The organism is Pantoea sp. GbtcB22 (assembly GCF_019091025.1).
In the GTDB taxonomy this organism is placed as follows: Bacteria; Pseudomonadota; Gammaproteobacteria; order Enterobacterales; family Enterobacteriaceae; genus Pantoea; species Pantoea leporis.
In genome coordinates this window covers 616183-634545 of the sequence record NZ_JAGXKB010000001.1, presented here as the reverse complement: position 1 = coordinate 634545, position 18363 = coordinate 616183, and the positions used below count along the sequence as shown (strand labels likewise).

The 18363-nt window shown below is 55.9% G+C and carries 15 protein-coding genes; 9 read left to right on the top strand and 6 right to left on the bottom strand.

The window, feature by feature from the left end:
* The first annotated feature begins 202 nt into the window (after nucleotides 1-202).
* The 4 genes from KVT28_RS02925 to KVT28_RS02910 all read left to right on the top strand — a co-directional run bounded on the left by KVT28_RS02925 (nucleotide 203) and on the right by KVT28_RS02910 (nucleotide 5133).
* Nucleotides 203-1318, top strand: coding sequence for an ABC transporter substrate-binding protein (locus tag KVT28_RS02925; protein ID WP_217546714.1), 1116 nt, complete (start codon nucleotides 203-205; stop codon nucleotides 1316-1318).
* Nucleotides 1319-1448: 130 nt separating this feature from the next.
* Nucleotides 1449-1871 carry a DUF2231 domain-containing protein gene (locus tag KVT28_RS02920; RefSeq protein WP_101764462.1) on the top strand — a complete coding sequence of 141 codons (423 nt, stop codon included), beginning with the start codon at nucleotides 1449-1451 and terminating at the stop codon, nucleotides 1869-1871.
* Nucleotides 1868-3160 carry a sorbosone dehydrogenase family protein gene (locus KVT28_RS02915; RefSeq protein ID WP_217546712.1) on the top strand — a complete coding sequence of 431 codons (1293 nt, stop codon included), beginning with the start codon at nucleotides 1868-1870 and terminating at the stop codon, nucleotides 3158-3160. Before KVT28_RS02920 ends, KVT28_RS02915 begins: the two co-directional genes overlap by 4 nt.
* A gap of 590 nt (nucleotides 3161-3750) precedes the next feature.
* Nucleotides 3751-5133: a Xaa-Pro peptidase family protein gene (locus KVT28_RS02910; protein WP_217546709.1), complete on the top strand. Its 1383-nt coding sequence runs from the start codon at nucleotides 3751-3753 to the stop codon at nucleotides 5131-5133.
* A gap of 158 nt (nucleotides 5134-5291) precedes the next feature.
* Here the strand turns inward: KVT28_RS02910 and uxuR are convergent, their stop codons facing one another.
* The 3 genes from uxuR to uxuA form a co-directional block, all read right to left on the bottom strand.
* A complete protein-coding gene (gene uxuR, locus KVT28_RS02905; RefSeq protein WP_101764459.1) occupies nucleotides 5292-6068 on the bottom strand; it encodes a Uxu operon transcriptional regulator in 777 nt (258 codons plus the stop codon).
* A 121-nt stretch (nucleotides 6069-6189) separates the two neighbouring features.
* Complete coding sequence (gene uxaC, locus KVT28_RS02900) at nucleotides 6190-7608, bottom strand: glucuronate isomerase (protein ID WP_217547543.1); 1419 nt, start codon at nucleotides 7606-7608, stop codon at nucleotides 6190-6192.
* The gene (gene uxuA, locus KVT28_RS02895) at nucleotides 7605-8798 is read right to left on the bottom strand and encodes a mannonate dehydratase (protein WP_217546706.1); all 1194 of its coding nucleotides are present in this window, start codon (nucleotides 8796-8798) and stop codon (nucleotides 7605-7607) included. Before uxuA ends, uxaC begins: the two co-directional genes overlap by 4 nt.
* Nucleotides 8799-9028: 230 nt before the next feature.
* On the opposite strand from uxuA, the gene KVT28_RS02890 reads away from it, so the two are divergent.
* Nucleotides 9029-10330, top strand: a complete 1302-nt coding sequence (locus KVT28_RS02890) for an MFS transporter (RefSeq protein ID WP_110866104.1) — start codon at nucleotides 9029-9031, stop codon at nucleotides 10328-10330.
* 14 nt (nucleotides 10331-10344) lie between these two features.
* Complete coding sequence (locus tag KVT28_RS02885) at nucleotides 10345-12738, top strand: TIM-barrel domain-containing protein (protein ID WP_217546704.1); 2394 nt, start codon at nucleotides 10345-10347, stop codon at nucleotides 12736-12738.
* A gap of 83 nt (nucleotides 12739-12821) precedes the next feature.
* Here KVT28_RS02885 and KVT28_RS02880 read toward each other — a convergent pair whose 3' ends face one another.
* Nucleotides 12822-12983, bottom strand: coding sequence for a hypothetical protein (locus KVT28_RS02880; protein WP_225608150.1), 162 nt, complete (start codon nucleotides 12981-12983; stop codon nucleotides 12822-12824).
* Between the two features lie 14 nt (nucleotides 12984-12997).
* Nucleotides 12998-13873 carry a LysR family transcriptional regulator gene (locus KVT28_RS02875; protein WP_217546702.1) on the bottom strand — a complete coding sequence of 292 codons (876 nt, stop codon included), beginning with the start codon at nucleotides 13871-13873 and terminating at the stop codon, nucleotides 12998-13000.
* A 103-nt stretch (nucleotides 13874-13976) separates the two neighbouring features.
* Between KVT28_RS02875 and KVT28_RS02870 the strand changes: the two genes are divergently transcribed.
* Nucleotides 13977-15071 (top strand): tRNA-dihydrouridine synthase, encoded by a 1095-nt coding sequence (locus KVT28_RS02870; RefSeq protein ID WP_217546700.1) that lies wholly within the window; start codon nucleotides 13977-13979, stop codon nucleotides 15069-15071.
* A 203-nt stretch (nucleotides 15072-15274) separates the two neighbouring features.
* On the opposite strand, the gene KVT28_RS02865 is transcribed toward KVT28_RS02870, so the two are convergent.
* On the bottom strand, nucleotides 15275-16177 hold the full coding sequence (locus KVT28_RS02865) for a ParB/Srx family N-terminal domain-containing protein (RefSeq protein WP_101764452.1): 903 nt from the start codon (nucleotides 16175-16177) through the stop codon (nucleotides 15275-15277).
* A gap of 132 nt (nucleotides 16178-16309) precedes the next feature.
* Between KVT28_RS02865 and KVT28_RS02860 the strand changes: the two genes are divergently transcribed.
* Nucleotides 16310-16942 (top strand): DapH/DapD/GlmU-related protein, encoded by a 633-nt coding sequence (locus tag KVT28_RS02860; RefSeq protein WP_101764451.1) that lies wholly within the window; start codon nucleotides 16310-16312, stop codon nucleotides 16940-16942.
* A gap of 77 nt (nucleotides 16943-17019) precedes the next feature.
* A complete protein-coding gene (locus KVT28_RS02855; protein WP_217546698.1) occupies nucleotides 17020-18318 on the top strand; it encodes a Fic family protein in 1299 nt (432 codons plus the stop codon).
* Nucleotides 18319-18363 lie beyond the last annotated feature (45 nt).

Here is an 18363-nt window from a genome sequence, read left to right as displayed (position 1 = left end):
AGCGCGGCGATTAATTGGGCATTTGCCCGGTAAGCTGTGAGGTTTTTCACGAATGAAGGGCATTTTGTGAGCGATTGCACAGTGGGAAAAAGCGCGGGGAATGTAAAAAAATGTGTATCCAGGGCTTTTCATTTCCTGTCTGCCAGGTAATAGTGACGCCGCGAAATTTAAATAATAATCATTATCATTCTAGGTGTATTAAATGAAATCATGGCTGATAGCACTGGGATTACTGGCGGTGACGGGTCACGCTGCGGCGAAAACCATTACCGATGTGGCTGGACGACAGGTCGAGGTCAAGGAGGAGTCTAAACGCATCATTCTCGGCGAAGGGCGTCAGATGTACTTGCTGGCGGCGTTTGATACCGCTGCGCCGTTCCAGCGCGTGGTGGGCTGGCGTGACGATTTTCATAAAGCCGATTACGACGGCTATCTGGCGTATGAAAAGAAATATCCGCAGATCCAAAAGCTGCCGACCTTTGGTGGCGCGAAAGATGGCACCTTTAACGTCGAACAGGCGCTGACGCTGAAGCCCGATTTGGTGCTGATGAACCTCGAATCCAAAGCCGCGACCGACGAAGGCAAGCTGATCGAGAAGCTACAAGCGGTGGGCGTGCCGGTGGTGTTTATCGACTTCCGCGAGAAGCCGATGGAACATGCTGAGCAAAGCATCCGCATCATGGGCGAGCTGGTTAACAATCCACAGCGCGCCGAAGAGATCGTGGCGTTCCGCCGTGCGCAAATCGAAAAGGTGACCGATCGCCTGAAAAACTTTAACGGCACGCGCCCGAAAGTGATGATTGATCGTGCTGGCGGCTACAGCGACGAGTGCTGCATGTCGTTTGGTAACGAGAACTTTGGTCAGATGGTAGAACTGGCGGGCGGCAGCAATATCGCCAAAGCGTTGATTCCAGGCACGTTCGGCACACTCAATCCCGAGCAGATCATCGCCAGCCGTCCCGATGTGGTGGTGGTGACAGGCGCGAACTGGAAAAACTACAACACCGTGGGTAAATGGGTTGGCGTGGGGCCCGGTGCGGATGTGAAAGAAGCGACGGCGCGTTTACGTCTGCTAATGATGCGTGATGCCTTCAAAACACTGCCGGTGGCGCACAACGGTAACGCGCATGCCATCTGGCATCAGTTCTACGACAGCCCGTATCAGTTTGTCGCGATTCAGGCGCTGGCGAAGTGGCTACATCCAGAACTGTTTGCCGATCTCGATCCGGACGCCACGTTCCGTGAGTTCCACGAAAAGTTTCTGCCTTTGCCGTATCAACCGGGTTATTGGGTAAGCCTGCCGGCAGATAAGTCTTAAGTTAGAGTGTGTTAGATAAGTGTTAAACGTTACTGTTTATCTTTACTAATATTTCACAGGTGGCTGCACGTTGTTTTATAAAAGCGAAACGCGTGCACCATCTGACAATAATACGGTAAGGGAGAGAGTAATGTTTCATACCTCAGGAAGATCGGTGTTCGGTGTGACGTTGTATACGCTGCTGGAACCGTTGCCGCTGGGCTTTTTTGTCGCCGCCTGGTTTTTCGATATCCTCTATTTGCAAACCTTCGTCATCATGTGGACCAAATCCGCCAGTTGGCTGATCACTATCGGTCTGGTGCTGGCCATCCTGCCACGTTTAATCAGTTTGGTTTATTTATTCCGTGGCGCGCGGCCGACCGAGAAAACCCATTTCTGGCTGTCGCTGCTGGCGATCGTGCTGGCGGTGGTGAACGCCTTTATTCACAGTCGTGATGCTTACGCGGTGGTGCCACTGGGCATCACGCTGTCGACGCTGGTGGTGGCGCTGCTGCTCATTGCCAACGTGCAACTGGTGTTGCGCGAACGTCGCACGCAAGGAGGTCGCGTATGAAACACTTACTCAGTGCGGTAGCCATCGCGATGCTGCTCAGTGCCTGTGACGACGGGGCGCTGATCGATCCTCAAAAGCAAATCGGTGCGAATCCTGAACTGCCGCAGGCGCAGAACTTCTTTATGCCGCCGATGCAGGTGCCGGAAGGCACGTCGTGGAAAGCCGGTGAAATGCCGAAAGTGGCGGATGGGTTAAAGATCGAAAAGATCGCCGACAATCTGCAGCATCCGCGTCAGGTGCTGGTGCTGCCGAACAATGATGTGCTGGTGGCGGAATCCAATGGCACACCGAAACCGACCACCGCACCGAAGCAGCTGATTATGGGCATTGTGCAGAAAGCGTCTGGCAAGGGCGGCGAGGGCGGTAATCGCATTACCTTGCTGCGTAATGTTAACGGCAAATGGGAGCAACATCGCTTTATCGACAACCTGACGGCGCCGTTTGGTATGCAGCTGGTGGGCAACACGCTGTATGTGGCGAACGCCGATAGCCTGGTGAAATTCCCGTATGAAACCGGGCAAACCGAGATCCGCACCCCGCCGGTGGAAGTGACCGAGCTGCCGGGCGGGCCGATTAACCATCACTGGACCAAATCGCTGCTCGCCAGCCCCGACGGCAGCAAGCTGTACGTTGGCGTGGGTTCGAACAGTAACGTGACGGAAAACGGCATTGGCGAGGAGTATCGCCGTGCGGCGGTGCTGGAAGTGGATGCGGCCAGCGGTGCCAGCCGGATTTATGCCAGCGGCCTGCGCAATCCAACCGGATTGCAGTGGGAGCCGCAGAGCGGCAAGCTGTGGGCGATTGTGAATGAGCGCGACGAGATCGGTTCTGATTTAGTGCCGGATTACATGACGTCGGTGCAGGACAAAGGCTTTTACGGCTGGCCGTACAGCTATTATGGCCAGCACGTGGATGAGCGCGCGCAGCCGCAGAGGCCGGATCTGGTAGAGAAGGCGATTAAACCGGATTACGCCCTGAGTTCGCACGTCGCACCACTCGGTCTGTTGTTCTACGGCGCGGATAATATGCCGCAGTATCGCGGCGGGGCGTTTATCAGCGAACACGGCAGCTGGAACCGTACGCCGCTCAACGGCTATCAGGTGGTGTGGGTGAAATTCGAGAATGGGAAACCGGTGGGACAACCACAGCCGGTGGTGACTGGTTTCCTCACCGACGATCAGAAGCAGGTGCGCGGCTTGCCGGTTGGTTTAGCCACCGATTGGCAGGGCGGCGTATTAATTGCCGATGATGCGGGAAATACCATTTGGCGTATCAGTTCCGCCAGATAATTAATCGCAGGTAATAAAAAAGGATTTGGCATTAAGCCAAATCCTTTTTTTTATGTTCGCTAAACGGCTGGTAACCGCGCCGCGAACGGGGTGCTCAGCACTCCTCACAACAGCGATAATAAAATGTGCGGCGAGATATTTCAAGTTTTGCCATAATACTGTATGGTTATACAGGTGTTGAGTGACGAGCGAAGCCTCATTGTTTTTCTGATGACTCCAGGGGCGCGGATAGTTAAATCCCGGCAGGTTTCAGGTGGTGCTGGCCTGTGGCTTTTACAATGAGAGCCGCTCAGCACTCCTCACAATTGTGCTTAGGCGGTCGGCGGGTGGAGTCAAAGCCCCGGCAGCTGAAAGGCGCGCTCCTCTCAGAGGAGAAGGAAAGTGATGGAACTTGTTCGATTGCTGCTGGACATCGTCCGCATCATTCTTCAAATCATCGTTGCCCTTTTGCAACTGACCGGTCAGGCACACTGACTGGAACTTGAGACAAGGCGGAGCTCACCCCTCCGCCTTTTTTCGCGTGGATCAAAATCCGCTGCGCTAAAAACGCGACTATCCTCATCTCATTCTGTAATGCGAGGAAGTGCATCATGGCAATCACGTTCGGGCCGATTACCGCGCCGATGACGTTCAGCGACGTTGAACCGGTTTTTCTCACCGATGATACGCTTGTGCAGCGCAAGAACGCGCTGCTGGCGGGCATGCAGCGCGAGGGTTTTGACTGGCTGGTGATCTATGCCGACAAGGAACACGGCGGCAATTTCGAATATCTGAGCGGATTTATCCCGCGTTTCGAAGAGGGATTGCTGCTGCTAAATCACTCCGGAGCTTGCACGCTGGTGCTGGGCAACGAAAACCTGAAAATGGCGCGCTTTTCACGCACAGCGGCCGCGCTGCTGCACACGCCGTACTTCTCGCTTCCCAATCAGCCCATGGACAATGAAGTGCCGCTGGAAAGCCTCTTCAAAGATGCTGGCTTAGCGAACGGTCATAAAGTCGGGCTGGTGGGCTGGAAGATGTTTACGCCCGCCGCCGGCAATGGGCGTGCGATGTTTGATCTGCCGTACTTTATTGTCGATGCCATTCAGCGCACGCTAAACGATGACGCCACGTTAGAAAATGCCATCCACTTGTTTATTGGCGATAACGGCGCGCGCACCACCTGCAATGCCAATGAAATCGCCCATTACGAATATGGCGCAAACCTCGCGTCAAAGTGCATGCTGGAGGCGCTGAATACCATTGAGGTGGGCGTGCGTGAAACAGAATTAGGCGCGTTACTGCACGCCGAAGGGCAATGCAACACGGTGGTGACTATCGCCGCCACCGGCAGCCGTTTCGACAAAGCGAACCTCTATCCCATCTGCAAAAAAGTGCAGCGCGGCGATCCGCTTTCGCTAACCACCGCTTTCAAAGGTGGACTCTCCAGCCGCAGCGGCTTTGTCGTTGCCGATCAACGTGAGTTGCCGCCAGGCCAGCAAGATTATCTGGAGCGCATCGCCAAACCCTATTTCTCGGCCGTGGTGGCCTGGCTGGAAAACATTCGCTGCGGCATGAGCGGTGGTGAGCTGTACCAGCTTATCGAGCAGGTTTTGCCGAAAGCCCGTTTTGGCTGGCACCTCAATCCGGGACATCTGGTGGCGGACGAAGAGTGGATGTCGTCGCCGATTTATCATCAGTCCACCGAATTGCTTAAGAGCGGCATGATGCTGCAAATTGACATCATCCCGTCGGTGCCGGGCTACAACGGTGCCAGCGCCGAAGAGTGCGTGGTGCTGGCCGATGCGGCGCTGCAAAGCGACATCCGTACTGATTATCCGGAGCTGTGGCAGCGCATCGAAACCCGCCGCCGTTATCTGCGGGAAACCATCGGCATTCAGCTCAGCGATGAAATTTTGCCGCTGTCGAATAGCGTGGCGTATTTAAGGCCGTTCTTTTTAGCAAAGGATCAGGCGTTAAGCGTGGTGAGTTGATGTCGTGAGGTCGCCCTGAATGGCGTAATGCCGATCAGTCAAGCGCCGTACCGAATCAGCGCACCTTCCGTAGCGGCGCGATTTAGCGCGCAATGATTTGCGCCGCTTCAATGTGTGCTCTGGGTAATTAGCCTTACAAGGTAAGTCGTTAACGCACACTAGTTTGGCGGATTATGGGTGGCGTACAGCGGCCATGACTCAAACAGATAACCATCGAAATCGATATCATCAACGTCTGAGAACTCCAGCAGCCGTTGTTTCACGTTTTCCAGATGTTGCCACATCGCCAGCTTGGCGGCGCGCGCGTCTTTTTTGATCAGCGTCGCGAGGATTTTTTTGTGATCGTCGAGCCACTGTTTGCGGTAATCGTTATTGACCAGATGGCGATGCAGTTGGCTCCACATCACGTTATCTTCGCGCCACTGCCAGGATTGCTTAAACAGCTCAACCAGCATGCTGTTATGGGTGGCTTCGGCAATCGCCAGATGGAAATTGCGATCGCCGTTTTCACTTTGGTTGACCGCACCCGACGCCAGCTCTTTCTCTTCCAGCTCCAGCGCCTGGCGCATCTTCATGATGTCTTCACGCGTCGCCTGCAGCGCGGCGAACTCGGCAATATTGCTCTCCAGCAGCTGACGCGCCTGCAACATCTCGAACGGTCCGGCATCGTTGCTGGCTTTGTGAAGCGAAACAGGTTGCTGCGGCGAATCGTGAATCACATAGATGCCCGCACCGCGACGTACCTCAATTAATCCTTCCAGCTCCAGCATAATCAGCGCTTCACGCACCAGCGTACGCGTCACATTCAATAGCGCGGCGAGTTCGCGCTCCGGCGGCAGCCGTTCGCCCACCGCATACTGCTTCTTCGTGATCATCTGGCGGAGCATTTCCCCGACTTCCTGATAAGGGCGCTGTGCTGAAGTTTGAGTTTTCATCGTGCTCTTTTCTGTGTGTTAAAGGATTCACAATCTCTGATACAGCCTCACTCAGAGACGCGCACTATAGCATAGCGAATAAGAATCGGCCTGGTCACGGCGCGCAGTGACCAGGCCACCATCACTGGGCTTTCAGCGCGAAATAGCGTTCGGCATTGTTAAAGCAGATGTCGCGCAGCATGTTGCCGAGCATCGGCTCATCGTGCGGCACAATGCCGTCTTTTACCCACTGCGCCAGCAGATTGCACAGAATACGGCGGAAGTATTCGTGGCGCGTGTAGGAGAGGAAGCTGCGTGAATCGGTCAGCATACCGACAAACTGGCTGAGCAAGCCGATTTGCGACAGTTGCTCCAGTTGACGCAGCATGCCGTCGCGCTGATCGTTGAACCACCAGCCAGAACCGAACTGCACCTTGCCGGCAACGCCCGCGCCCTGGAAGTTGCCCGCCATAGTAGCCAGCACTTCGTTATCGCGCGGATTGAGGCAATAGAGAATGGTTTTCGGCAGCTGATCATTGAGGTCCATCGCATCCAGCAGGCGCGCCAGCGGCCAGGCAATATTGTTATCGCCAATCGAATCAAACCCGCTGTCTGGCCCGAGCTGGCGGAACATGCGCGTGCTGTTGTTACGGATCGCGCCGATGTGTAGTTGCATTACCCAGCCGCGCCGCGCATATTCGCTGCCGAGCCACACCAACACCGCGCTGCTGAACTGGGCGATTTCCAATTCATCCAGCACATCGCCACGGCGACGTTTGGCCAAAATCGTATCGAGCACGCGGTCGTCCGGCACCGGCGCAAAGCGCAGGGTTTCAATACCGTGGTCTGAGGCGCGACAACCGTGGGCGGAGAAGTGGTCAAGGCGTCGTAACAGCGCGCGGCGTAGCGCATCGAAGCTGTCGATGGCGACATCGGCGGCGGCTTCCAGGCGAGCAAGATAGTCGACAAAACCCTCCAGCTCGATTTTGAAGACCTTGTCCGGACGCCAGCTCGGCGCAACGTCAATATCAAAGCTGCGGTCATCGGCGATTTGGCGGTGATAGTGCAGTGAATCAACCGGATCGTCGGTGGTGCCCACCATGCGCACCTTCATCTGGCGCATGATGCCGCGCGCAGAAAATTCCGGCGTCGCCAGCTGTTCCGCACAGCGCTGCCAGATCGCAGGCGCGGTGTCCGGGCCAAACAGCGTATCGGTTATGCCAAACGGGCGCCGCAGTTCAAGGTGCGTCCAGTGATAGAGCGGGTTACCGAGGGTTTTTGGCACCGTTTGCGCCCAGGCGAGATACTTGTCGTAGTCGCTGGTGCTCTTGCCGGTAATCAACGACTCATCGACGCCCGCGGCGCGCAGCGCGCGCCATTTGTAGTGATCGCCTTCCAGCCAGATTTGGCCGAGGTTGGCGAAGCGACGATCTTCAGCAATCTCCTGAGGATTGAGGTGACAGTGATAATCGTAGATTGGCATATCCGCAGCGAAGTCGTGGTACAAGCGCCGCGCGATGTCGCTCTGCAGCAGAAAATCTTCATCCATAAAGCGCATTATTGGGCTTCCTGAGCAAAATAGGCGCGGTGGATCGCCAGTTCGACGCCGCGAATTTCCGCCAATCCTTTCAGGCGACCAATCGCCGAGTAGCCGGGATTGGTTTTCTTCTTCAGGTCATCCAGCATCTGGTGGCCGTGGTCGGGACGCATTGGAATCAAATCTTCCTCCCCCGCGGCTTTACGTCGCTGTTCCTCTTCGGCAATCGCTTTGATCACCGCAAACATATCGACATCGCCACCCAAATGCGCGGCTTCGTGGAAGCTGTTGGGGTTCTCTTCCCGCTTGGTGGAGCGCAGATGCGCGAAGTAGATGCGTGGGCCGAAGCGCTTGACCATGCCGGCTAAATCATTCTGTGCCAGCACGCCGTACGAGCCGGTACACATGGTGAAACCGTTGGCGGGGCTGCTGACGGTATCGATCATCCATTGCAGATCGTCGGCGTTGGAAACGATGCGCGGTAAGCCGAGAATTGGGCGTGGCGGATCGTCCGGATGTACCGCCATGCGTACGCCCACCTCTTCCGCAACCGCGACAATGGCGCGCAGGAAGGTGGCAAAATTCTCACGCAGCTCGGCCTTACCGATACCTTGATAACGCGCCAGCTGGGCACGGAATTGATCCAGCGTGTAGCCTTCCTCCGCACCCGGCAAACCGGCGATGATGTTGCGCATCAGGCGGTTACGGTGCTCTTCACTCATCGTTGCAAAGCGTTCAGCAGCCTCGGCGATCTCTTGCGCACTGTAATCCTGCTCCGCGCCGGGACGCTGCAGAATGTGCAGTTCAAACACCGCGAACTCAATCTGATCAAAACGCAGGGCTTTCGCGCCATCCGGCAGCAGATATTCGAGATCGGTGCGCGTCCAGTCAAGGATCGGCATGAAGTTGTAGCACACGGTTTTAATGCCGCACTGCGCCAGGTTGCGCAGCGACTGCTGATAATTGCTGATCCAGTGCTGGCAGCGGCCGCTGCCGGTTTTAATCTCTTCATGAATCGGCACGCTCTCCACCACCGACCACACCAAACCGGCGGCTTCCACCAGCGCCTTGCGCTGCATGATTTCGTCGACTGACCACACTTCGCCGTTAGGGATGTGGTGCAGTGCGGTGACGATGCCGGTTGCGCCCGCCTGGCGCGCATCGGCCAGAGAGACAGGATCGTTGGGGCCGTACCAGCGCCAGGTCTGCTTCATGTTGTTACCTCACTCACCATTGGTTGACCAATATTCTTTATTAGCGCGCTATATCAGACAATTACTACGCGATTCCGGATTAAAACTCTGCTCTTTACGGGGTTAAGTCAACCTGGTAAGTGATTTTGGTTAACCAGATCACATTTGCGACATCAATCTGGCGACCACTTTTCGCAACTGTGGTTCACTCCTGGCGGATGGTTAGAAATGACTCACTAACGGAGAATCAGATGAACCGCAGTTTAAACCCAGGGATAACCGCCGCAGGCACCAAACGCACCTTGCGCAATCTGCGCTGGTGGGTATTGGTGCTGTTCTTAGCAGGCGTCACGGTCAACTACATCACCCGTAACTCGTTGGGCTTGCTGGCACCGGAGCTCAAAACCAGCCTCAACATCACCACCGAACAATATTCCTGGATCGTCGGCGCCTTCCAGCTGGCGTATACCTTCTTTCAACCGATTTGCGGCTGGCTGATCGACGTTATTGGCCTGAAAGTCGGCTTCCTGATCTGCGCCACCATTTGGGCCGTCGCCTGTTTGTTCCACGCTGGCGCGGCCAGTTGGGTGCATCTGGCTATCCTGCGTTTTGTCATGGGCGGCGCTGAAGCAGCAGCCACGCCCGCTAATGCCAAAGTGATTGGCGAATGGTTCCCGAAAAAAGAGCGTCCTATCGCCGCCGGATGGGCGGGCGTGGGCTTCTCGCTTGGCGCGATGCTGGCACCGCCGATTATCTACTTTGCGCACGCTTCCTTTGGCTGGCAGGGCGCGTTCCTGTTCACCGGTTGCCTGGCGTTGGGTTGGGTGGTGCTGTGGTGGTTGTTCTATCGCGATCCGGAGCAGCATCCCAATCTGCAAGCCTCGGAACTGGAATTTATTCGTCAGGATAATGAACCGCCAGCAGTGAAACTGCCGTTCTTTACCGCGCTGAAAACCGTGTCGAAAAACAAACGTTTTTACGGCATCGCCATTCCCGCCTTTATGGCTGAACCTGCCTGGGGCGTGCTGAGCTTCTGGGTGCCGCTCTATCTGGCGAAAGAGCTGGGTATGGATCTGAAGCAGATTGCTATGTTCGCCTGGCTGCCGTTCCTCGCCGCCGATTTAGGCAGCGCGGCCAGCGGCTATCTGACGCGGCTCTACACCAAAATCTTTGGTTTTACCCAAGTTAATTCCGTGGTGGCGAGTTCGGTGACGGGCGCTTTCCTGATGCTGTCGCTGGCGCTGGTCGCGGTCACTAAAGATCCTTACGTAGCGATTGCGCTGATCTCGATTGGTGGTTTCGGCCATCAGATCATCTCCTGCATGCTGAGCGCGCTGGTGGTGGAGAAGTTTGATAAAGGCCAGATGGCCACCGTCAACGGCATGCGCGGCTCGTTCGCCTGGATCTCCAGCTTCCTGTTCTCACTGCTGATCGGCGTTACCGCCGACACCATTGGCTTTAATCCGCTGTTTGTCGCCATGGGCTTCTTCGACCTGATTGGCGCCGTATTCCTGATTGCTTTTATTGCTGAACGTCGCGCCCAGCGCGCATGAAAAAGTAGGTAACGATGAAAACGTTAAAAAATTGGTCATTAGCCGGTTCCGATGCACACCACGTGGCGTTAAACGTCGACGGCAAACACACGCTGTGTCTGTATGTGCTGGAAACGGGCATGTTCCGCGTGGCGATTAAACGTCATGGCGCATACAGCCTCGATCGCACCTGGAGCATCGCGCCACAAAGTGATGTGCCGTGGGAAGGGCGTCAGCGTGACAGCCTGGCCGGATTCACCTTGCCATCGTTCACGCTGGAAGAAGAGGGCGACACGCTGGTGGTGGCCACCGATAAGCTGCGGGTGATCGTCCATCAACCGCTGGCGCTGGAGTGGCAATATTGCGACAGCCACGGCGCATGGCAGCTGCTGACCTGCGACCGTCCAACCAGCGCTTATCAAATCAACGCGCACGGCGATGGCGTGGCGCACTATCAGTGCCGCATGAACGACGATCGTTATTATGGTCTGGGCGAGAAAACCGGCGATTTGCAGCGTAATGGCCAGCGCTATGAGATGCGTAACCTTGATGCGATGGGCTACAACGCGGCCTCCACCGATCCGCTGTACAAGCATGTGCCTTTTACCATCACCCGTCGTACCGATGTTAGCTTTGGTCTCTATTACGATAACCTCAGCAGCAGCTGGTTTGATCTGGGTAATGAACTCGATAACTATCACAAACCGTATCGCCGCTGGCAGGCGGAATGCGGTGATATCGACTATTACCTGTTTGTCGGTGACAAGGTGCTGGATGTCACCAAAGCCTTTGTGCGTCTCACAGGTAAAACGCTGTTCGGCCCGAAATGGAGCCTTGGCTACAGTGGTTCAACCATGCATTACACCGATGCGCCGGATGCACAACATCAGCTGATGAACTTCATTCGTCTCTGCGAAGAGCACGATATTCCGTGCGATTCATTCCAGCTCTCGTCCGGCTACACCTCAATTAACAACAAGCGCTACGTGTTCAACTGGAACTACGACAAAGTGCCGCAGCCGGAGGTGATGAGCCAGGCGTTTCACGACGCCGGCTTGCGCCTCGCCGCCAATATCAAACCGTGCCTGTTACAGGATCATCCGCGTTATAACGAAGTGGCGGAACAAGGGCTGTTTATCCGTGACTCCGAAGAAGATGCGCCTGAACGTTCGGTGTTCTGGGATGACGAAGGTTCACATCTCGATTTTACCCATCCGCAAGCCGTCGCCTGGTGGCAGGAAAACGTCACCAAACAGCTGCTGGAAAAGGGCATCGATTCCACCTGGAACGATAATAACGAATATGAAGTGTGGGACGGCGAAGCGCGTTGCCACGGTTTCGGCACGCCAATTGCCATCAAACACATTCGCCCGGTGATGCCGCTGCTGATGATGCGCGCCTCGATGGAAGCGCAACAGCGCTTCGCGCCGGAAAAACGTCCTTTCCTGATTTCCCGTTCGGGTTGCGCCGGGATGCAGCGCTATGTGCAAACCTGGAGCGGCGATAACCGCACCAACTGGACCACGTTGCGTTACAACATCCGCATGGGATTGGGTATGAGCCTGTCCGGTTTGTACAACGTGGGACACGACGTCGGTGGCTTCTCCGGCGATAAACCAGATGCAGAACTGTTTGTGCGCTGGGTACAAAACGGCGTGATGCATCCGCGTTTCACCATTCACTCGTGGAATGACGATCACACCGTCAATGAACCCTGGATGTATCCGGCGGCTACGCCTGCGATCCGCGCCGCGATTGAACTGCGTTATCGTCTGCTGCCTTACCTCTATACGTTACTGTGGCAGGCGCATGCTGACGATGAACCGATGCTGCGTCCGACTTTCCTCGATCATGAACAGGATGCGCAGACGTTCGCCGAGTGCGATGAGTTTATGCTGGGCCGCGATCTGCTGGTGGCCAGCGTGGTCGAACCCGGCCAGCGCGAGCGTCGTCTGTGGCTGCCCGACAACCAAACTGGCTGGTATGACTTCGCTAACCAGCAATGGTTCAGCGGCGGTCAATGGATCACGCTGGCGGCTCCGCTGGAAACCCAGCCGATGCTGGTGCGTGCCGGAGCGGGCTTACCGCTCAGCGAGCGCCTGCGTCATGTTGACACTAAAACTGACGATCGCCGCACCTTGCAGCTGTTCCCGCTGAAAGGCAAAGGGGTTAGCCACGGTATGCTGTTTGAGGATGATGGCGAAAGCTGGGGTTATCAGCAGGGCAATGCGCTGTGGCTCAACTGGAAAATGCGCAGCGATGCTGAGGCGATTCACCTCAACTTCCAGCGCAAAGGAAGCTTCCAGCCAGCCTGGCAGACGCTGAAGATTATGCTGCCGCCGGGTGAACAGCGTCAGCTATTTATTGATGGCGTAGCGGTGGATAAGGCGCAGGCAAAAGCGGTGTTAGCGGATATTGCTGCGGAGTAATCGGTCGCCCTGAATGGCGGCACTACATCGATGTTGTATTCGTAGGGTGCGCATTCATGCGCACCTGGAATAAAGCAGAGAGATCAGTCGATTAACCCTTTCGCCCGCGCCAACAGAAACGCGGTAACCGTTGTCGCGTCGCTGATCTTTCCTGCCAGAATCAGTTCAAGAAACGCATCGATTTTAATTTTCTTCGCGGTTAATCCCACCTCTTCCGCATCCAGATTTTGCCCCTGATTCGCCATTCACATTTTCTGAATTAACGTGCCATCGCCTGTTTTAGGGCGTTTAGAAAAACCGTGACGCGCGTTGGCAGATGCCGTGCGGTGGGAAACAGCGCCCAGACGCCGAGCAGCTGCGGTTGAGCATCTCGCAAGGTAATCTCAGTCAGTTCACCTGCCGCCAACTCTTGCTGCACATCCCATGCAGAGAGCTGGGCGATGCCGCTGCCCGCTACGCATAAGGTACGCACGCCTTCCACATTGCTGCCGCTAAAACGGCCCTCAACGCTGACACTGGAAATATGGTCGTCGACTATAAAACTCCATTGCGGCACGCCGGATAAGCGTAGGCAGTTATGCTGATGCAAATCGGCCAGCAGTTTTGGCGTGCCGAAGCGCGCCAGATAGTCTGGAGAAGCACAGAGCACGCTCGGATTATCCGCCAGCCGCTGCGCGACTAAGCGCGAATCCCGCAGCGGGGCGATGCGAATGGCGACATCGTAGCCCAGCCCAACAATATCGGTGACGTTATCGCTGAGCTGGAAATCGATCTTCAGTTCGGGATTCTCCGCCATCAGCGCGGGCAGCAACGGAATAATGGTGCGGCGGCCAAAACCAGAAGGTGCGGTGATGCGCAGCTGGCCGGTGGCGCCCTGTTTATTCGGCGAGAACAGATTGCGCGCGCTCTGTTCGGTTTCCGTCAGGGTTTTGGCGTAGGGCAGAAACTCTTCACCTTCATCTGTTAACGCAATGGCGCGGGTGGTGCGATGCAGCAGGCGCACGCCGAGATCTTCTTCCAGCGAGGCGAGTCGGCGTGAGACCGTCATTGGCGTGGTGTTCAGTCGCCGCGCAGCCTGCGTCAGGCTGCGCGTCTGGGTGACCATCAGAAATACCTCAACATCTTTTGAGTTCATTGTAACGATTTCCGTTATACAGACGTATCATCATCGGCCATTTTTGTCCCTGTGGCGACCGAATATACTGCGCTCTGTAGATAATCCGCATCCAGAGAGCAATATGAGTGATAAAAATCTTTTTCAGAGCGGCACACTGAATCGGCTGGCGCTGAAGAATCGCATTATGGTGGCGCCCATGACGCGCATCTCCGCCAGCGTTGACGGCATACCAGGCGAACGTATGCAGCACTACTATCAGCGCTTCGTGCGCGGCGGCTTTAGCGCCATCATCACCGAAGGCATCTATATCGATGAAGCCTGGTCGCAAACCTATGCGTTTCAGGCGGGGCTGATTAACGCTAAACAGAGCGCCGGCTGGCGCGCGATCACCGATCGGGTGCATCAGCATGGCGGCAAAATCATTGCGCAGTTGATGTATGCCGGGGCGATATCGCAGGGCAACATCTATCGACCGGACACGCTCGCGCCCTCAGCGGTGCAGCCGCGCGGGGAACAACTCGGTTTCTATCACGGTCATGGCGCCTATCCGCTGCCACGCGAAATGAATGAAGAGCAGATCCAGCAGGTGATCGACAGCTTTGCGCACACTGCGGCGCGGGCAGTCGGCGAAGCGGGTTTTGATGGCATCGAAATTCATGGCGCTAACGGCTATCTGCTTGACCAGTTCTTTACCGATTACACCAATCAGCGCAGCGATCGCTGGGGCGGCGATATCGTGGCACGTTTGTCTCTGACGCTGGCGGTGATCGCCGCGGTGCGCCAGCGCGTAGGCAAGGATGTTACGCTGGGAATTCGCCTCTCACAGGGCAAAGTGAATGATTTTCATCACAAATGGCGGGAAGGCGAAGTGGGCGCGCGCCTGGTATTCGCCGCGATTGCTGAGGCCGGCGTGGATTATCTGCATCTGACTGAATATGACGCGCTGCAACCGGCGTTTGCCGATTCGCCGCTGTCACTGGTGCAAATTGCGCGTCAGGCGGCACCGAAATTGCCGATTATCGCCAATGGCGCGTTAAGTGATGCCAGCACGGCGGCGCAGGCGCTGGAGCAGGGCGCGGATTATGTGTCGATAGGCAAAAGCGCGCTAGCCAATCCCGACTGGCCGATGCGTATTCGTGATGGCGTGGCACTGCGCGAATTTGATAAAAATCTGCTGGCGCCATCGGCGGATGTGAAAAACTGCGAATTGGTTTAACGCTGAAAGGGCGCTGATGGGTGAATGGGTCGCCATGAATGGCGTAATGCCGATCAGTTAAGCGCCGTATCAAATCACCGCACCTTCCGTAGCGGCGCGATTTATCGCGCAATAAATTGCGCCGCTACAATGTGTGCTCTCGATAATTAAGGGTTTTCATGTCTCAACTGACGAGCATTACGCCATGAATGGCGACCACACGATTATTGCGCAAAAGCCCACGTCAGTTTGCCATTGTCAGAGACCAGCTTCTCCAGCTTCTTCTCGTTCACTTTCTTGCGTGCGCCTAACCGATCCGCCGTCAGCGGGCCGCTATCGCTGTGCGCAATCACCGTGTCTTTCGGCACGCTGGTCATCTTCTCAGCGATGGTTTCCAGCGCTTTGGCGTAACCGTTGCGGTTATTGAGGTCAAAGTTCTTCAGCGGCAGCTGCGTTTCCAGCCATTTGCCCCAGTAGAACTCGAGGAACGGCGGCGGATTCTGCTCCTTCTCAAAGCCAATATCGCGCACGAAATAGACCAGCGAGCGATATTCATCATTCTGCATATGCTGGCGGCCCAACTCTTTCGGCAGCGCGTCCGGTTTAATTTTGCCAGCTGGCGTATCCAGCCACACCAGATGTGCCGTTTCCATTTTTTGCCAGAAGGCGGACATGGTTTTCAGGCTGCGGAAGTCATCGGTGATGCGCACTTGCACCGGCGTGTTAAGACCGGCGATATCGGCGAAATTGCTGAAAGTATGATGACCATCGGTAAGGTACAGCACGTTATCCGGCGCAATCACCGCCGTTTTCATCGGCCCCGGTTCGCTGCCGACCGGCGCTTTACAGCTGAAGCTGCTGGGCTGCGAGAGACGTGATTTATTGTCAATTTTATCAACGCCTTTCTGCCCCATACTTTCGCAATAATCATCGAACAGCTTTTTCGGTTCGGCTTCATAACGATGCTGTTTGTAATCCAGCTGACGATAGCCAATCGCAGCCTGCGTTGGATGGAGTTGCGCTAACTGCACTTGCACAATATCACCGGCCTTGATGTCGGCGGGCAGCGCGGCGGATGCCTGTCCGGCTGACCATAACAGCGCCAGTATTGACCACGGTGTTCTCATTCCTTTTCCTCGAATCGCCTGAAACAGATACGCACAATAGCATTAGTGTCATTTTGCCGCTGTAGTGTTGTCGCTCGCGGTTGCCCAGTCGCAACCGGTCATCCAGACATCTGACCACACGGAGCTTTGATTATGGCACTTGCTGCTGTGCAACCGACAAAACTGCAACACACTGTTATCGATCCCAGCGTGCGCATGCGCGAAACCCAGATTGGCGCGCAATGTGAAGTGCTGGCCGAAACCTATATCGAATACAGCGAACTGGGCGACTTCTCCTATCTCGGAGAACATTGCTGCGTCGCCGATGCGCAAATCGGACGCTTTACCGCCATTGCCAATCATGTACGGATTGGCGCACCCAATCATCCGATGGATCGCGCCTCGCAGCACCGTTTCACCTACTGTCCGGAATACTACGATGCGCAGGCGGAACGCGATAATGGCTTCTTTGCTGACCGTCGCGCCGATCGCGTGATCATTGGCAATGATGTGTGGATTGGGCATGGCGTGATCGTACTGCCGGGCGTGGCGGTGGGTGACGGCGCGGTGCTGGCGGCCGGTGCGGTGGTGACGAAAGAGGTGCCGCCATACACCATTGTCGGTGGCGTGCCAGCCAAAGTGATCCGTGCACGTTTCGCGGTGGATATTGCCGCGCAGCTGCAGGCGATTGCCTGGTGGAACTGGCCGCTGGAGAAGCTGATGGCGAATCTGGCCGATTTCCAATCCTCCGATCTCCGTGCATTTTGCCAGCGGCACGGCAGCTAACCGCGCTGCAAGCGCCATTTGTCGTCGCAGCGAATCTCAAGTAAACTCAAAATACCCTGTTTTTGAGATTGCTTGAGATGAAGCTGCGCCGCCCACCAGCTCAACTTATTGATTCGCTGAGTATCAGTGAGATTAATTCGCTCCTCGCCAGTCATGCCGAGTGGGATGAGCGCTATCTGCATTTCGATGAGTTATATCGTCGTGTCAGAGATAGTCAGACGCGTGAGAAAGTGTGGAGCGCACTGAAATTCAAGCGCCGCAGCAGCGCGCAGCACTTTGTGATCGCCGATCAAACCGTGACCTGTAATCTTACGGCCAAAATCACGGCGGCGATGTCGATGGTTGATCGTATGACCTTTGCGCGCAACGGCGAACCAACGAATGAGGACTCGGCTTCTTACCTGATGTCACAGCTGATCATGGAAGAGGCGATTTCATCCAGCCAGTTGGAAGGCGCGGCGACCACCTCGCGCGTGGCGATGGAGTTGCTGGCGGTGGGGCGTGCACCGCGCAACGAAGATGAAAGCATGATCATGGGCAACTGGCGCTTGATGCAGCACATTGCCACGCTGGGTGACGCGCCGCTGACGCGCGCCGATATTCTGGAAATTCATCACATCGCCTGCGCCGGCATTAATGATGAAAAATATCGGCCCGGCGCCGTGCGCGACAATAACGATGTGTTTGTTGCCGGGCGCGACGGCGAAATTATTCATCAGCCGCCGGATTATCAGCGGCTCAATAGCCTGCTGGACGCGTTATGCGCCGAAGTTGCCTGGCTGGAGCAGCAGGGCACGCATCCGTTGCTGGTGGCCTGCGTGTTGCACTTTGCTATCGGCTACATTCATCCCTTCATTGACGGCAACGGGCGCACCGCGCGCGGCCTGTTTTACCATCATCTGATTCGTCACGGTTACAGCGCGTTCCGCTACATCTCCATCAGCAAGCTGTTGAAAGCCGCGGCGGTAAAGTACGGCATTTCCTATCTTTACAGCGAAACTGATGAGATGGATCTGACCTATTTCGTGCAGTTTCAGTGCGAAGTGGTGATGCGCGCGGTGACTGCCTTCACCGAGCAAATCGCCACGCTGCACAAAGAGCGGGAACGTCTAGTGACGTGGGTGGAAGAGCATATGACCTTAGCCAAAGGTGAGCTGGATATCATGGCCATCGCGCTCAATGCGCCGGGTTCGTTACTCAGCTCTGCCGGGATTAAATCGCGGCTCGGCATCGCGGATAACACCGCGCGTGCGCGCCTGAAAAACCTCACCGAACAGGGATTGTTGCGTCCACTAAAGGAGGGGAAAGGAACGGTGTATCAGGCGCCTGTTTCACTGCGCAAGCTGCAGGAGTGGCTGAAAAAGCGCGAAGGGTAACAGCGTTATCGCAAGCAATCTCAAAATACCCTTTTTTTGCGATTA

Coding starts and splice junctions, on each gene's coding strand:
- KVT28_RS02925 (WP_217546714.1), top strand. CDS start 203: ATGAAATCATGGCTGATAGCACTGGGATTACTGGCGGTGACGGGTCAC.
- KVT28_RS02920 (WP_101764462.1), top strand. CDS start 1,449: ATGTTTCATACCTCAGGAAGATCGGTGTTCGGTGTGACGTTGTATACG.
- KVT28_RS02915 (WP_217546712.1), top strand. CDS start 1,868: ATGAAACACTTACTCAGTGCGGTAGCCATCGCGATGCTGCTCAGTGCC.
- KVT28_RS02910 (WP_217546709.1), top strand. CDS start 3,751: ATGGCAATCACGTTCGGGCCGATTACCGCGCCGATGACGTTCAGCGAC.
- uxuR (WP_101764459.1), bottom strand. CDS start 6,068: ATGAAAACTCAAACTTCAGCACAGCGCCCTTATCAGGAAGTCGGGGAA.
- uxuA (WP_217546706.1), bottom strand. CDS start 8,798: ATGAAGCAGACCTGGCGCTGGTACGGCCCCAACGATCCTGTCTCTCTG.
- KVT28_RS02890 (WP_110866104.1), top strand. CDS start 9,029: ATGAACCGCAGTTTAAACCCAGGGATAACCGCCGCAGGCACCAAACGC.
- KVT28_RS02885 (WP_217546704.1), top strand. CDS start 10,345: ATGAAAACGTTAAAAAATTGGTCATTAGCCGGTTCCGATGCACACCAC.
- KVT28_RS02880 (WP_225608150.1), bottom strand. CDS start 12,983: ATGGCGAATCAGGGGCAAAATCTGGATGCGGAAGAGGTGGGATTAACC.
- KVT28_RS02875 (WP_217546702.1), bottom strand. CDS start 13,873: ATGAACTCAAAAGATGTTGAGGTATTTCTGATGGTCACCCAGACGCGC.
- KVT28_RS02870 (WP_217546700.1), top strand. CDS start 13,977: ATGAGTGATAAAAATCTTTTTCAGAGCGGCACACTGAATCGGCTGGCG.
- KVT28_RS02865 (WP_101764452.1), bottom strand. CDS start 16,177: ATGAGAACACCGTGGTCAATACTGGCGCTGTTATGGTCAGCCGGACAG.
- KVT28_RS02860 (WP_101764451.1), top strand. CDS start 16,310: ATGGCACTTGCTGCTGTGCAACCGACAAAACTGCAACACACTGTTATC.
- KVT28_RS02855 (WP_217546698.1), top strand. CDS start 17,020: ATGAAGCTGCGCCGCCCACCAGCTCAACTTATTGATTCGCTGAGTATC.